This window comes from Micromonospora sp. CPCC 205739 (assembly GCF_036906795.1).
Taxonomy (GTDB): domain Bacteria; phylum Actinomycetota; class Actinomycetes; order Mycobacteriales; family Micromonosporaceae; genus Micromonospora.
Genome location: NZ_JBAKHS010000007.1, coordinates 16,976 through 30,921, shown reverse-complemented (window position 1 = coordinate 30,921; position 13,946 = coordinate 16,976). Strand labels below are relative to the sequence as shown.

16 protein-coding genes are annotated in these 13,946 nt (G+C 74.3%); 10 read left to right on the top strand and 6 right to left on the bottom strand.

Translation table 11 applies throughout. The annotated features are described in order from the left end of the window. Window positions 1-3: 3 nt before the first annotated feature. Window positions 4-1,029 carry an SMP-30/gluconolactonase/LRE family protein gene (locus V6U88_RS12505; protein ID WP_334452615.1) on the bottom strand — a complete coding sequence of 342 codons (1,026 nt, stop codon included), beginning with the start codon at window positions 1,027-1,029 and terminating at the stop codon, window positions 4-6. A 173-nt stretch (window positions 1,030-1,202) separates the two neighbouring features. Here V6U88_RS12505 and V6U88_RS12500 point away from each other — a divergent pair, with 173 nt between their 5' ends. Further along, entirely contained in the window at window positions 1,203-1,571 is a 369-nt protein-coding gene (locus V6U88_RS12500; protein ID WP_334452614.1) for an STAS domain-containing protein, read from the top strand. A gap of 105 nt (window positions 1,572-1,676) precedes the next feature. Here V6U88_RS12500 and V6U88_RS12495 read toward each other — a convergent pair whose 3' ends face one another. Both V6U88_RS12495 and V6U88_RS12490 read right to left on the bottom strand, forming a co-directional pair. Next, window positions 1,677-2,054 carry an FKBP-type peptidyl-prolyl cis-trans isomerase gene (locus V6U88_RS12495; RefSeq protein ID WP_334453027.1) on the bottom strand — a complete coding sequence of 126 codons (378 nt, stop codon included), beginning with the start codon at window positions 2,052-2,054 and terminating at the stop codon, window positions 1,677-1,679. A 178-nt stretch (window positions 2,055-2,232) separates the two neighbouring features. Then, window positions 2,233-2,784, bottom strand: a complete 552-nt coding sequence (locus V6U88_RS12490) for a hypothetical protein (RefSeq protein ID WP_334452613.1) — start codon at window positions 2,782-2,784, stop codon at window positions 2,233-2,235. Between the two features lie 233 nt (window positions 2,785-3,017). Between V6U88_RS12490 and V6U88_RS12485 the strand changes: the two genes are divergently transcribed. Next, window positions 3,018-3,716 carry a CBS domain-containing protein gene (locus tag V6U88_RS12485; protein ID WP_334452611.1) on the top strand — a complete coding sequence of 233 codons (699 nt, stop codon included), beginning with the start codon at window positions 3,018-3,020 and terminating at the stop codon, window positions 3,714-3,716. Window positions 3,717-3,759: 43 nt separating this feature from the next. On the opposite strand, the gene V6U88_RS12480 is transcribed toward V6U88_RS12485, so the two are convergent. Further along, window positions 3,760-4,488: a helical backbone metal receptor gene (locus V6U88_RS12480; RefSeq protein ID WP_334453025.1), complete on the bottom strand. Its 729-nt coding sequence runs from the start codon at window positions 4,486-4,488 to the stop codon at window positions 3,760-3,762. Window positions 4,489-4,653: 165 nt separating this feature from the next. On the opposite strand from V6U88_RS12480, the gene V6U88_RS12475 reads away from it, so the two are divergent. From V6U88_RS12475 to V6U88_RS12460, 4 genes are all read left to right on the top strand, one after another. Beyond that, entirely contained in the window at window positions 4,654-5,493 is an 840-nt protein-coding gene (locus V6U88_RS12475; protein WP_334452609.1) for a phytanoyl-CoA dioxygenase family protein, read from the top strand. A 676-nt stretch (window positions 5,494-6,169) separates the two neighbouring features. Beyond that, window positions 6,170-7,054, top strand: a complete 885-nt coding sequence (locus V6U88_RS12470; protein ID WP_334452607.1) for a hypothetical protein — start codon at window positions 6,170-6,172, stop codon at window positions 7,052-7,054. Window positions 7,055-7,354: 300 nt separating this feature from the next. Then, window positions 7,355-8,683 carry a hypothetical protein gene (locus V6U88_RS12465; RefSeq protein ID WP_334452605.1) on the top strand — a complete coding sequence of 443 codons (1,329 nt, stop codon included), beginning with the start codon at window positions 7,355-7,357 and terminating at the stop codon, window positions 8,681-8,683. A 120-nt stretch (window positions 8,684-8,803) separates the two neighbouring features. After that, on the top strand, window positions 8,804-9,322 hold the full coding sequence (locus V6U88_RS12460) for a DinB family protein (RefSeq protein ID WP_334452604.1): 519 nt from the start codon (window positions 8,804-8,806) through the stop codon (window positions 9,320-9,322). Between the two features lie 133 nt (window positions 9,323-9,455). On the opposite strand, the gene V6U88_RS12455 is transcribed toward V6U88_RS12460, so the two are convergent. Beyond that, window positions 9,456-9,803, bottom strand: coding sequence for a histone-like nucleoid-structuring protein Lsr2 (locus V6U88_RS12455; protein ID WP_334452602.1), 348 nt, complete (start codon window positions 9,801-9,803; stop codon window positions 9,456-9,458). 139 nt (window positions 9,804-9,942) lie between these two features. Beyond that, entirely contained in the window at window positions 9,943-10,581 is a 639-nt protein-coding gene (locus tag V6U88_RS12450; RefSeq protein ID WP_334452600.1) for a response regulator transcription factor, read from the bottom strand. Window positions 10,582-10,647: 66 nt separating this feature from the next. On the opposite strand from V6U88_RS12450, the gene V6U88_RS12445 reads away from it, so the two are divergent. The 4 genes from V6U88_RS12445 (at window position 10,648) to V6U88_RS12430 (ending at window position 13,928) form a co-directional block, all read left to right on the top strand. Further along, entirely contained in the window at window positions 10,648-11,382 is a 735-nt protein-coding gene (locus V6U88_RS12445) for a sensor histidine kinase (protein WP_334452598.1), read from the top strand. An 83-nt stretch (window positions 11,383-11,465) separates the two neighbouring features. After that, window positions 11,466-12,335, top strand: coding sequence for a manganese catalase family protein (locus V6U88_RS12440; RefSeq protein ID WP_334452597.1), 870 nt, complete (start codon window positions 11,466-11,468; stop codon window positions 12,333-12,335). A gap of 66 nt (window positions 12,336-12,401) precedes the next feature. Then, complete coding sequence (locus tag V6U88_RS12435; protein ID WP_334452595.1) at window positions 12,402-13,622, top strand: putative manganese transporter; 1,221 nt, start codon at window positions 12,402-12,404, stop codon at window positions 13,620-13,622. Window positions 13,623-13,679: 57 nt separating this feature from the next. Next, window positions 13,680-13,928, top strand: coding sequence for a hypothetical protein (locus tag V6U88_RS12430; RefSeq protein ID WP_334452594.1), 249 nt, complete (start codon window positions 13,680-13,682; stop codon window positions 13,926-13,928). The last annotated feature ends 18 nt before the right edge of the window (window positions 13,929-13,946 follow it).

Genomic DNA, 13,946 nt, shown 5'->3' with positions numbered 1-13,946 from the left:
GCGTCACGTCAGGTCGACGCGGGCGATGGCGGTGCCGACCAGGCTGCCCAGCCAGAGCCGGTCGCCGTGCTGCCGTACCCCGGTGATCATCCAGTAGGCGCCGTCGGGGCCGTGCAGCGTGCGCAGCACCGTCCCGTCGCCGTCGACGAGGGCGACCAGCCCGTACTTCTGCGGCTGCGGTCGTACCGCGTCGGGCAGCAGCGCCACCAGCTGGCGCAGCCGGGGGTACGGCAGCAGCCGCTCGACGACCGGCAGCCGTGGGCTGGGCAGCGCGACCCAGTACGTCCCGTCGCCGACCGCGGTGAGGTTGTCCGGGTACGCCGGCAGGTCGGTGAGCACGGTGACCGCGCCGTCGGGCAGGGCCACCCGCACCAGCCGGTGGGTGCTGGTCTCCACCAGCATCAGCGCCGACTCGTCCGGGGTCAGCGCGATCCCGTTCGGGAAGTAGAGCCCGTCGGTCACCACCTCGGTCCGCCCCGAGCGCGGGTCGTACGCCAGCACCCGCCCGTTGGGGCGGTGTTCGAGCAGGTCGTGCTTCCAGTGCGAGAGCGGGTAGCGGTCGGAGCTGTCGGTGAAGTAGACCGTGCCGTCGCGGGCCACCGTGGCGTTGTCGGCCAGGTGTACCGGCGGCGCGGTGCCGGTCAGCTCCCGCACCGCGCCGTCGGGGGTGACCCGCAGCAACCCCCGGTACGCGTCGCAGACCACCAGGCTGCCGTCGCGCGGGTCCAGCTCGATGCCGAGCGGCCGCCCGCCGGTCTCGGCGAGCAGCTGGGGTGCCGTGCCGGCGGGGGCATCGGCGGGCCACCACCAGAGCCGGCCGTCCTCGTCGCCGCTGACCGCCCGGCCGTCGGGGCCGATCAGCACGTCCTCCGGCCCGTGCGCGCCCGGCGGCAGGGGCAGCAGCTCGACGCGGTCCAACCGCCGGTCGGTGGCCGCCCAGACCCCGTCGAGCGGGGGCGGGACGGTGGCCGGCTCGCGGACGGGCCGGATCAGGCGGGGCGGGCGCTGGCGCTGGCGCGGTACGACCATCGGATGATTGTCACCCGCCGATACCGGTCCCGTCCTCCCCCCGGGGCGTGTCGCGTCGGCCGCGCATCGTCCCTGAGGCGGATCGGGGACTTTCTCGGGGGCGACCCTGGGCGGACCCGGATTCGGTCCGTCAGACGGCGGAAATGTCGGTGGCCGGGGCTAGATTCGTCCGTATGGGACAGCGGGGTGACCGGCTCCACGTGCAGCTCAGCGTGGCTGACGACGTGGTCGGGGTGCGGGTGGTCGGCGAGGTCGACGTGGCCTCGGTGGGCGTGCTGCGCGCCGCGCTCTGGGCCGCGCCGGCGCGTCCGGTGCTGCGGGTCGACCTCTCCGGCGTCCGGCTGCTCTCCGCCGCCGGGGTGCGCGCGCTGGTGGCGGCCCATCTGCGGGTCCGGGCCCGTGGTGGCGAGCTGGTGCTGGCCGACCCGGATCCGGTGGTCGCCCGGGTGCTGCGGGCCACCGGCCTGCACCGGGTCGTCCCGGTGGTGCAGACCCGGCCCCCGGCCCCCTGTCCCCGCAGCGAACTGGTCGCCTGCGCCTGAGCCAGGCGTCGCCGGCCCGTCGCCGTCCCGGCGTGAGACACGTGGCCGCCGGCTCGTGGGTGCGGTGCGGGGCCGCCGGCGTGCCGCCGACGACCCCGCCTCCGGTCAGCTGACGCCGAGCAGGTCGACGACGAAGACCAGCGTCTCGTTCGGCTTGATGACGCCGCCGGCGCCACGGCTGCCGTAGCCCAGGTGCGGCGGGATGGTCAGCTTGCGACGGCCGCCGACCTTCATCCCCGCGACGCCCTGGTCCCACCCGGCGATGACCTGGCCGCCGCCGAGCGGGAACTCGAACGCCTCGCCCCGGTTCCAGGACGCGTCGAACTCACGCCCGGTGGAGTGGGACACCCCGACGTAGTGGACGCTGACCAGCTGGCCGGGTCGGGCCTCCGGGCCCTCGCCCACGGTGATGTCCTCGATGACGAGGTCGGCCGGGGGCGCGCCCTCGATCGGGCCGATCTCGGGCTTGGCTGGCTGGGGCATGCTCATGTGCTGATCTCCTGCCGTTCTGGCTCGATCGTCCGGTCGGTACCGATCCTGCCGGATCGCGACCCACCGATCCCCGGCAGTCCCTCCGGCGGCGTGCCGGATGCGCCGTCGCGGCCGGACCCGGACACGCCTCAGGGGCGCCACCGGTCGGTGGCGCCCCCGCATCGTGCGGTCACTTCAGCCAGCCGTACTTCCGGACGATGGGCAGGCGCGCCCAGACCCGACCGAGGCCGAGGGTGTGGCCCGCGCCCACCAGGGCCAGACCGGCGAGCACCGCGGCGTAGATCAGGTGGTCGTCCATGAAGAGGTTGTTCTCGGGAGGCAGGACGGCGGTCCACATGAGCACCATCAGCAGCGCGCCGGTCGTGGCGGCGAGGCGCATCCCGATGCCGAGCAGCAGCGCCACGCCGATCCCCGCGAGGCCGGTCATGAACAGCCAGTCGGCCCAGGTCGCACCGGCGATGTCCTGGTAGATCCCCTTGAACGGGCCGGTCGCGCCGAAGGTGAGGAAGCCCTTGGTCGGGCTGCCGCCGCTGATCCAGGCGTTCTTCGCCTCGGTCCCGTGGCCCAGGCCGAAGGCCTTGTCCAGGAACGCCCAGAGGAAGATCCAGCCGAGGGCGATCCGGGTGCCGGCCCAGACGTACCGGGCGGCGCGCTCGCGGGGGGTCTCGGCCGCCGGAGCGATGGTGGTGGCGGTGGTGGTCCGCTCGATCGTCGCGGTCATGGTGTCCACGTCCTTTCTCTGCCTGGCACCGCGCTTTCCGGTGGCACATCCATTGCACCGCCGCGCCCCGGTGGCGGGCAGGGCCGGTCGGGCCGTACCGGACCGGGACCTTGGACCCCGAAGCAGGGCCCGCCGGCGGGACCTTCGGCCCCCGTCCGACCCGGTCCACCGCCTCTGCCCCCGCCGGCCGCCGCCGCCATACCGTGCGGGTGCAGACAGCCGAGGAGGTCGTGATGAGGACGTGGCAGGTGGGCGACGTGATGACCCGGGACGTCGCGACGGTCGGGGAGGAGACCCCGTACCGCGACATCGTCGACGTGCTGATCCGGCGGGGGATCAGTGCGGTGCCGGTGGTGGACGGGTTCCGGCGGGTGCTGGGCGTGGTGTCCGAGGCGGACCTGCTGCACAAGGTGGAGCGGGCGGGAGACCCGGGCGAGCGGCGGGTCTTCGAGGGGCGCCGCCGGCGGGTGGCGCGGGAGAAGGCCGACGCGCTGGTGGCGAAGGACCTGATGACCGCCCCCGCGGTCACCTCGTACCCGGAGTCGCCGCTGCCGGCCGCGGCCCGGCTGATGGACCGGGAGGCCGTCAAGCGGCTGCCCGTGCTCGACGACCTCGGCCGGCTGGTCGGCATCGTGACCCGCAGCGACCTGCTCCGGGTGCATCTGCGCAGCGACGCGGAGATCCGCGCCGACGTGGTGCAGGAGGTGCTGCGGCGGGTGCTCGCCGTGCGGGACGGGCTGGTCACCGTGCAGGTCCGCGACGGTGTGGTGACCCTGGACGGGCGGCTCGACCGGCGCAGCGCCGTCGACCTGGCGGTCCGGCTGGCCGGGCAGGTCAGCGGCGTGGTCCGGGTCATCGACACCCTCGGGTACGACGTGGACGACACCGTCCTGGTCGAGCTGCCCCCGGGCCAGGTCACCCCGGTCGCCTGAACCCAGGCCTGCGACCGGCGCGAAGGCCGGGTCGCTTGCCCCGTCAGGCCGGGTGGGTCACCGGATCGGCGAGCTGCCCGGCCAGCAGCGCGGGCGCCTGCGCCAGCGACGGGCCGTACCAGGTGAGGTGCCGGCCGGAGACCAGCGCGCAGGGCGTGCCGGGGAACGCCTCCGGGCCGTCGGCGGCGGTGAACGCGTACGGCTCGTCGGGGAGCACCACCAGGTCCGGCTCGCGGGCCCGCAGCGCGTCGAGGTCCGGGCGCGGGTACCGCTCGGCGTCGTCGGCGTACAGGTTCGCCACGCCGAGCCGGCGCAGCACGTCCCCGGCGAACGTGTCGCTCCCGAGCACCACCCAGGGGCGGCGCCACACCGGCACGACGGCCCGGCGCGGCACCGGCGGCGGGTCGACGGCAGCCCAGGCGTGGCGGGCGGTGGCGAGCCAGTCCGGTTCGGCGGTGACGCCGAGCGCGGCGAGCAGGTCGGCCAGCTCGGTCAGCGCCTGCGGCACGGTACGCGGATAGGTGACCCGCACCGGCACCCCGGCCTCGACCAGCGCATCGGCGTCGGCGCGCCGGTTCTCCTCCACGTTGAGCAGCACCAGATCCGGGCGCAGGGCGAGCACCCGGTCCAGGTCCGGGTACTTGCTGCCGCCCACCCGGGCCACGTCCAGCCCCGCCGGATGCGTGCACCAGTCGGTCGCCCCGACCAGCACCTCCGGCACGGTCACCGCCACCGCCTCGGTCAGCGACGGCACCAGCGAGACCACCCGCACGGCGTACCCCTCCCCGTGGCGCGGACCGCGCCGGTGCGACGGCGGTCCACCACCGCCGGTCCGGCCCATCGTCCCTCCGGTGGCCGATTCCGTCACCGGGCCCCCCTTGCCCCGCTTCTACAACGTTGTAATACTCGGCTGGTCCGGCGCACGCGAGGAGGACCGATGACCACCCACCCCAGCCCGACCACCGCGGACGAGACGCCGGTCGAGGCGCTCGGCGACCTCTACCGCGACGGCATCACCGCCTGTCGGGGCGCCTTCGACGTCGAATGGGTCGACCAGGTCGGCGAGGACATCGACGCGGCCTTCCGGGAGGCCCGTTCCCGCCCGGACGGCGCGGTCGGCCGCGGCCCGAACCGCTGGTACGTCGAGATCCACCCCGAGCAGCTGCGCGGCTTCGCGGACCTGGTCACCCACCCGTGGGTGGTCGCGGTCTGCCGGGCGGTGCTCGGCCCCGACTACGAGATCGTCGAGCTCGGCTTCGACATTCCGTTCCCGGGCGCCGCCATGCAGCCCTGGCACCGGGACTTCCCGATGCCCGAGGAGACCCGACGTCAGCGGCGACTCACCTCGCTCGCGTTCAACCTGACCACCGTGGACACCGTCGAGGAGATGGGTCCGTTCGAGATCGCCCCGGGCACCCAGTGGGACGACGGCGCCGACTTCGACCACGGCATGTTCCCGCCGAAGGAGCGCTACCCCCGCTACGTCCAGCGGGCCGTGCGCAAGTACCCGCGGCGCGGCGACATCTCCGCCCGCTCGGCGCTGACCATCCACCGCGGTACCCCGAACGTCTCGACGCTGGCCCGGCCCGTGCTGGTGCTCGGCGTGGACGCCCCCGGCGCCGGCAACGCCGAGCGGCACGACATGGCGGTCACCCAGCAGTACTGGGACCAGCTGCCCGAGCTGGCCCGCGCCCACCTGCCGTGCCCGGTGGTGGAACGGCTGAGCCCGATCCGGCAGAAGCACACCATCGAGGGCCTGGTGATGGGGGAGGCCTGAGCCACCCGGGCGCGGCGCTCGCCGTCAGGCCCGCCCGGCCGTCGCGGGCGTCGCCTCCCGGGCCACCGTGGCCACCGGCACGCCCTCCCGGGCGGCCCACTGGGCGGTGTGGCGCACCTCGGCCACCGGCAGCGGCCACCGGCAGCGGCCGCCGGTCGGTCACGGTGACCGCGGCGTGCACCGCGTAGGCGACGAACGGGTACGACCGGGCCAGCCCGGCCAGCGCGGCGTGCACCCGATTGGCGACGGCCAGCGCCTCCTGCTCGGTCACCGACGGCAGGATCAGCAGGTACTCGTCGGGGGTCAGGCGTACCGCCCGGTCGACCGGGCGCAGCGGCGCGGTCAGCGCGCCGATCACCGCCTGCGCACCCCGGGCGGCACTGCGTCGCCCGAAGCGCTTCGGGGTGCCGGCCGGCTCGGCCACCCGTACCCCGATCAGCGCCACCGGCAGGGTGCCGGACGCGGTGACGCCCGCCAGTCCGGTCCACCGGCGCAGCGCCGGCTCGTCGACCAGCGCGACCGGGCCGTCCGCCGGGTCGCCGTCCGGTCGCACCGGCGGCCCGCGCGCACCCGGCGACGTGGGGAGGTGGATCGGAGCGCACCGGCGCGGCGACGACCAGGCTCGACGCCCTAGACTCGGCCGGTCGACCGACCACGTGAGGGATCCGGCACCACCATGACGCGTACCGCCACCGACGACGGTTCCCGGCTGCGACCGCTGCCGGTCGACGGCGGCGCGCTGTCCACCCGGGCCGGTCAGGTGGTGCACGCCGGCCGGCGGCTCGGCGACCTGGTGACCCGGCGTCCGGAGGGCATCACCGGGCACCAGTGGAGTTCGGCCACCCGCGAGGAACTCGACCACGTGGTCTGCGCCGCCGACACCGGCCGGCCGCTCTTCGCGGTCGTGTTCGGCGCGCCCGCGCCGGCCGGCTCGGCGGCGCAGCGGGCCGAGCGGATGCGCGACGCCGTGTGCGCGGCGGTCGACCTGCCCGTGCTGCGGATCGAGTCGGCCACGGTGCGCGCCGCCGCGCACGGCCTGCGGATCGTCGGGTACGTCATCGACGCCCGCGCCTACGCCGGCCCCGGCCCGTCCGCCGGTCCGGACGACGACGGGTACGACACCGCGGTGGGCTTCCGCGACATCGTCGGTCGGCTGCCCGACGGCCGCACCGGACCCGTCAACGACCTCGGCGCGCTGGCCCGGGCCGCCGCCGTCGAGGCGTACGTGTCGCGGCGGCTGGCCGACCCGATCGTGCGCGGGCTGCACGTCCGGTGGCGCGACGGAGCGGCCGAGGGGTGGAGCTGGGTCGAGGTGCGGCCCGGCCGCTGCCTGGTCGAGCGGGTGACGATCCGCGAGCACCGCTTCTGGTGCGGGGTGGACGCCGCCCGGCTCGCCGAGGACCTGGCCGCCGTCGCGGTCGGCGACCGGCTGCGCGCGCTGGAGACCGAGGAGCCGGCGCTGGTCGACCGGGCCGAACTGCGCCGGGAGATCCGGGGGCTGCGGGCCCGCCGGGACGAACTGGTGGGCGGCTTCGCCTTCGACCACCTCTGCGCGGACTGAGCCGCGACCGCAGCGTCGCCGTGCGGTGACGTTGCGTCTTCCGCGGCACCCGATCGCCGGCGCGTGCCGAATTCCTCGATCCGGGTTGAACCATCGTCCGCGGTGCTCCGTACCTAAGCGGGAATGGACACAGTTCCTCCCAGCCGCGCCACCCGACGCGGCGGACGGTGCGGAAAGGGCATCGTCGGCCATCGACGCGCGACCGGAACGTCGCAGTGATCCCGACGGGCGTCCACCCCGAATTGCGTCCGCCCGACGGGGTCACGAGTCAGGTACCGGATCGAGAAGGAGAGCAATTCGATGCGCAGGTCCACAGGGCGCCGGTCATCCGGTAACGCGCGGAGCAAGCGGCTGCTGGCGGCGGTCGGCGCGCTCGCGGTCTTCGGCGGAATCGCCGCGGTGACCCAGATCTCCTCCGCCCACGAGAACCGGCGGACGACGACGACCCGCAACGTCTCGTCCGCCTGCGTCGCGCCGAGTCCCGGCGCCACCTCGCCGAGCGGACGCGGCAGCACCACCCAGACGTGGCAGAACGGGCGCTGGGTACGCAACCACTGGGGCGACGGCCAGATGTCGGTCGCCGAGTGCCAGGCGGTCAAGGCCGGCAACGCACCGGTGAACACCGTCGCCTCCGCCGTGGTCTGCCCGGACGCCGTGAGCAGGCTTCCGCAGGTCCCGGACCGCGCCCGGGCCGAGGTCGACCGGAACCTCGCCCTGTTGCAGACCCAGATCGCCGAGGCCGACCGGCGGCTGGCAGCCGAGGGCCGCAACGGGCAGAACTTCATCAACAACGCCATCCTGCGTCCGCTGGAGGACAAGCGGCGCGCGACCTTGAACCGGATCACGACCGCCATCGACCGGGTGGGGCCGCGTCCGCAGGGCCTGGGCCAGCTCGCGAAGTGCACCGTCGCCGCGAACAACAACAACGGCGGCGCCAATGGCGGTCAGAACGGCGGCCAGAATGGCGGTCAGACCGGCGCGCCGACCGGTGCCCCGACCGCCAGCCCCACCAATGGCGGCCAGAACGGCGGTCAGAACGGTGGCCAGAACAACAACGGCGGGAACAACAACGGCGGCAATGCGCTCGGCGTACTGGCCAAGGACTGCACCAACAGCGACCTTCAGCCGCACGACGGTTTCCAGAACGGCAACCGGTGCGTCAGCACGGCCTTCGGTGAGGTCGGCGCCGCCGCCAACAACCCGTCCCTGCTGATCACCCAGTTCCCCGAGCAGGTGCAGCGCAACCAGGCGTTCACCCTGCGCGTCTCCACCCGGAACCTGATCCGCGACCGGTTCCTCGCCGCCGGTCAGGGCGGTTACTACCTGGAGAGCTCGGTGCTCAACGACCAGGGGCTGACCCGTGGTCACTTCCACACCGCCTGCCGGATGCTGCAGAGCACCACCGAGGCGCCGTCGAACCCGCAGGACGTGCCGGCGTTCTTCGTCGCCACCGAGGACGGTCGCGGTGGTGACGAGGCCGACGAGGTGGCCATCCAGGTCCCGGGTCTGCCGCAGTCGGGCACGGCGCAGTGCGCGGTCTGGGCCGGCGACGGCTCGCACCGGGTGCCGATGATGGAGCGGGCCAACCAGACCCCCGCCTTCGACGTGGTGCGCATCGAGGTCGACTGACCCGTCGTACGCGACAGTCGCGGGCCGTCCAGAGGAATCCGGGCGGCCCGCGGTCGTGTGCGCGCAGCGCGGCGGGTACGACCCGTGGCGAGGGTCGGGCCCCGGCCGTAGGGTCGGTGGATGTCGGACGCCCGTTTCCCGGTCCTGCTCGACGGTCCCGGCAACCACGTCGACGACCCTCGCGACCTCCTGCTGGGCTACCTCGACTGGTACCGCGAGGCGCTGACCCGCAAGACCGCCGGGCTGTCGGAGGGGCAGCTGCGCGCTCCCGTCGACCGGCTCGGCTGGTCCCCGCTCGGGCTGGTACGCCACCTGGGGTGGGTGGAGCGGCGCTGGATCCGGTGGGGCTTCGCCGCCGAGCCGGTCGAGCCGGCTCCGCCGGGCGACGACGAGTGGCGGGTGGAGGCCCTGTCCACGGAGCAGGTGTGGCGGGCGTACCGGGCGGAGGTGGCGCACACCCGCCGGATCGTCGCCGGGGTGCCGCTGACGCGGCGGGCGGCGCTCGGCGGCCGGTTCCACGCGGTCGCGCACGCCCCGTCGCTGGGCAGGATCCTGTTCCACCTGCTGCAGGAGTACGCCCGGCACGTGGGTCAGCTCGACGTGGCCCGGGAGTTGCTGGACGGGGTCACCGGGGAGTGAGCCGAGGTGCCGCTTCCCGGCCGGGGGCGCACCGCCGGGTGGAAATTGTGAACGGGGCGAAAAGCGCCGGGGCCCTCACTGATTTCTCAGCGTGACCCCGGCGCGGCGCATCGTGATGCTCCGGCGGCGCCGGTCAGCGGTTCTTCCACGCCTCCACGACGTTGACCGGGATCCGCCCCCGCTCGGAAATCTCGTAGCCGTTCTTGGTGGCCCATTCCCGGATGGCCCGGTTCTGCTCGCGGTCCATTCCCGAGACCCCGGCACGGGCCGGGCGCCGGGCCGGGCGGCCCGCCTCCACGTTGCCCCGCCCCATCCGCCTGCCAGCGCCGATGTACGGGTCGAGCGCCTTGCGCAGGACCCCGGCGTTCTCGTCGGAGAGGTCGATGGTGTACGCCACCCCGTCCAGGCTGAACTCGACGGTCCGATCGGCCTTTCCGCCGTCGAGGTCGTCGGTCAGAACGGTGATTACTTTCCTTGCCATCGCCATTGCTCCCTGTGTCGGGCGGGGTGTGGTCAAGAGTTTGACCTATCGGCCGCCAAATCCGCAACAATATGCGCGCCTTTCATTTGACGAGTCGCGCCAATCGTGGAAAATCCGCGCGGGCCAATGGCGGCTGGCGTCAGTCGCCGAGCAGTCCGGCGTGCCCGGCCAGGGCGGCGGCCTCGGCCCGGCTGGACACCCGCAGCTTGCGCAGCAGCGCCGCGGTCATCCGCTTCACCGTCCGTTCCGAGACGTGCAACTGCTCGGCGATCTCCACGGTGCTGTGGCCGCTCGCGATCGCCTTCAGCAGCCGCCGTTCCTCGTCGTCGAGATCGACCGAGCCGGTGCGCACCGGCCGGAGCAGCCCGCGCAGCAGTGTGCCGGGCAGCACGGCCCAGCCGTCGAGAATGGCCATGATCGGCGGAAGCAGTTCCTCCGGCTCGCTGCTCTTGGGCAGGAACCCCTCGGCCCCGGCGCGCAGGGCCTCGAGCGCGGGCGCCGGGTCCTCCCCGCCGGACATCGCCACCACCCGTACCCGGGGGGTGGTGCGGCGGATGGCGGCGATGGCGCGGATCCCGCCGGGCGGCGGCATGTGCAGGTCGACCAGGGCGAGATCGGGCTGCGTACGGCCCACCAGCGAGGCGGCGGCGGAGGCGTCACCGGTGGAGTCGACCACCCGGGCCCGCCCGTCGGTGGTGGCGGGCAGCAGCAGTTCCAGCCCCCGTACGAAGAGGGGATGGTCGTCCACGACGACGAGCCGAATGGGGGCGTCGAGCATGCCTGTTTCCTTCCCGAACGGGTACGGATCATGCGGATTTGTACGGATAGAGGGGAGTTGGGCGAGATGCGCGCGCGACGCGGATCGACGGCGATGGTGCGGCGGTGGCGGCCCGATGGCCTGGACCCCGGGGAACCCCCCGGCGCACCGGACGACCCGGGGCTGGTGCTGCGGGTGCTGTGCCACGAGTTGCGGACCCCGGTCAGCTCGCTGGCCTCGCTGACCCGGGCGCTCGCCGAGGACCGGGGCGGGCTGACCGCCGAGGAGCGCCGGGCGATCAGCGAGCTGGCCCGCCAGCAGGCCGCCCACCTCGACGGGTTGCTGCGCGAGGTGACCGCCGGCGGTGGGGCGCTGAGCCGGGCCGTCCGCCCGGAACCGGCCGCACCGCTGGCCGACCTCCTCCCCGTGGTGGCCGCCCTGGTCCCTCCGCACCGGCTGCGCGCCCGGGTCACCTCGCGGGCCGGTCGGTGCCCGGTGCCGGCCCGGCGGACCCGGCAGGTGCTGGTGAACCTGGTGCAGAACGCGCTGCGGCACGGACCGGCCGACGGCGAGGTCGGGCTCTACGCCGCGGTACGTCCGGCCGGGCTGAGCATCCTTGTCACCGACCAGGGCCGGTCCGCCGACGGCCTCGCCGAGGCGCTGCGCCGGCCCGTCCCGGGCGGCGGGATGCACGGACTCGGCCTGTGGATCACCCGTCAGCTGGTCGCCACCGACGGCGGCACGGTGCGGGCGCACCGGCTGCGTCCGCGCGGGGTGGCCGTGGAGGTGCTGCTGCCCGGCGACCAGCGCCGACCGGGTTGACCCGTCGGGGCCGCCGGATGGCCCCGACGGGTCGGCGCGGTGGGAACCCTGCTCGGTGTCACCCCCGACACCGAGGAGGAGAAATGTTCAGCCACATCAAGGACCTGCAGTTCGAGGCCAAGCCGGACGGCCCCGACGCCGCGTTCGCCCGCCGCCTCCAGGAGATCCTGGGCGGCAAGTGGGGCGAGATGACGGTCGCCAACCAGTACCTCTACCAGGGCTGGAACTGCCGGCTGCCCGGCAAGTACAAGGACCTGCTGCTCGACGTCGGCACCGAGGAGATGGGCCACGTCGAGATGATCTCCACCATGATCACCCGGCTGCTGGAGAACGCGCCCCTGTCGTTGCAGGAGGCCGCCGACGACAACCCGATGGTCGGGGCGATCTACGGCGGGTCGAACCCGGCGCACTTCATCCACGGCGGCGGCGGAGCGCTGCCGACGGACAGCAACGGCGTGCCGTGGAACGCGGCCTTCATCACCGCCAGCGGCAACCTGATGGCCGACTTCCAGCTCAACGTCACCGCCGAGGCGCAGGGCCGGCTCCAGGTCTCCCGGCTGTTCCACATGACCGACGATCCGGGCGTCAAGCAGATGCTGCGCTTCCTGCTGGCCCGGGACACCATGCACCAGAACATGTGGATGGCGGCGATCGAGCAGCTCAAGGAGGACGGGCTGGAGGAGATGCCGGTGCCGGACGCCTTCCCGGACTCCAAGGAGTTCACCGAGCAGTTCAGCTACACCTACCTGGACTTCTCCCCGGGCAACGACGCCGCGCAGGGGCGGTGGGCCTCCGGCCCGACCCCGGACGGCAAGGGCGAGTTCCGCTACGACCACAGCCCGCGGGCGCACGCCCCCGAGCCGGTGCTGGCACCGGGCGACCCGCGCCTGTACGGCACCAACCCGGGTGTCGCCGGCGGCATGGTCAACAAGGTCAAGAGCAAGATCACCTGAGGTCGCCGCGCCGGGCCGTCCCCGCGTGGACGGCCCGGCGGCACCCGTACGCGCAGGAGGTGCGCTGTGACCGAACTCGTGCTGCGTCCGTTGGCGGACGCCTTCATGCAGGTGGGTGTCTACGTCGCCGTGATGGTGGCGTTCTTCGGCTGGCTGCGCTGGCGGCACGGTGACCGGGTCACCGACGGCCTGACCCGGCGTCCCCGGCTCGGCCCGCTGGTCGGCGCGCTGCTCGGGGTCAGCCCCGGGTGCGGCGGTGCGATCGTGCTGATGCCGCTCTACGCCCGCGGCAAGGTCTCCTTCGGCACCGTGGTGGCCGCGCTGGCCGCCACCATGGGCGACTCGTCCTGGGTGGTGCTGGCCTGGAACCCGCTCTTCGCGCTCCAGATCCACGCGCTGCTCTTCGCGGTGGGGCTGGTCACCGGGTACGTCGTCGACGCGCTCGGCATCGACCCGGCCCGCCGCCGCGCCCGGGCCACCGCCGCCCCGGCCCGGACCGTCGGTCCCGTCCCCGCCCTGGCCACCGCGTCCGGCGGCGCGGTGACGGCCCTGGCCACCGGCGGGAACCCGGCGGCCCCGACCGGTCCGGCTCCGGCGGCGCTGGGCGGTCCGGGTGGCCGCGCCGGTCCGGGGTCGGGCGCTCCGGGCGGCGGCCGGGCGGGTCTGCTCGACGGGCTGCGGCGACGCGACCCGGCCCCCGCGTTCTGGGGGCTGACCACGCCGGCGTTCGCGGTGTCGGTGCCCGTGGTCTTCCAGATGGTCGACCCGACCGTGCTGACCCGCGCGCTCGGCGGGGTCGACCCGTACCTCGCGCTGGGGGTGCTCGGCACGCTGGTCGCGGTGCTGATCTTCGCCGCCGGCCGGGGACGGCTGGCCGACGACAGCCTGGAGACGGCGTTCCCGCGGTCCCTGCGCGAGACGTTGCGGCACAGCGCGCACGAGGCGTCCTTCGTCACCGTCTGGGTGGCCGTGGCGTACCTCGGCTGGCAGGTGGTCACCACCGCGACCGGGTTCGACGGCTCACAACTGGCGCTGACCGGCCTGCTCGGCGTGCTGGTCGGCGCGGCCATCGGGCTCATCCCGGGGTGCGCCGTGCAGATCGTCTTCACCGGCCTGTACGTCAGCGGCGGGCTGCCGCTGCCGACCCTGGTGGCGAACGCGATCAGCCAGGACGGCGACGCCCTGATCCCGCTGGCCGCACTGCGCCGACACTCGGCCGCCCTGGCGACCGTGATCACCACGATTCCCGCGGCGGCGGTCGGCGCCGCCCTGCTCGTCCTGCTCTGACCCGTCCGGCGCGGGCGCGGCCCGCCCGCGCCGGACGCCCGCCCGAAGGAGGCACCCGTGTCGCCCGTCTCCGTCCCCGACGCCCGGCGCAAGCTCGCCGTACTCGCCGGCCTGACCGTCGCCGCGCTGCTGTTCGGCCTGCCCGCGCCGACGGTGGCCGCACTGGCACTGACCGGACTCGCCATCCCGGTGGCCGTCGCCCTGGCCGGTGGGCGGCCCCGGGACCTGCTCCCGGCCCGTCGCACCCGACGTGGTGGCGGTGGCCTGGGTCACACCCAGGAACAAGGGGAACGCTTTGTGACTTGAGCCTGACACGCTCAACTC